Source organism: Cobetia sp. SIMBA_158, assembly GCF_046566945.1.
GTDB classification, from domain to species: Bacteria; Pseudomonadota; Gammaproteobacteria; order Pseudomonadales; family Halomonadaceae; genus Cobetia; species Cobetia amphilecti.
In genome coordinates this window covers 1-266 of sequence record NZ_JAWJYL010000460.1, presented here as the reverse complement: position 1 = coordinate 266, position 266 = coordinate 1, and the positions used below count along the sequence as shown (strand labels likewise).

Genomic DNA, 266 nt, shown 5'->3' with positions numbered 1-266 from the left:
GGCATCGGCGGCGGCGACTTCGGCGAGCGCATCATTGAGCGCCCGGCTGCTGCTACCCGGCTGACGCAGGGTCAGCAGGTCGCGCATCGGGTCCTGCACGTGCACGCGCACGGTGGTCACAGACTCGGCGTCCGGCGTGCCCTTGACCAGCGCCAGGGGGTGACGGCCCTGGATCCGATCGCTGAAGCAGTGCAGCGGCAGCTCGTCGAAGGCTGTCTCGACCTGCTCGCTGTCCAGCACTTCCACGGTCTGCTCATTGTGGATGC

1 pseudogene is annotated in these 266 nt (G+C 68.4%); it reads right to left on the bottom strand.

What is annotated here, in order from left to right:
• A pseudogene (locus R2R70_RS20670) lies at positions 1 to 266 on the bottom strand (bifunctional 3,4-dihydroxy-2-butanone-4-phosphate synthase/GTP cyclohydrolase II); the annotation flags it as partial.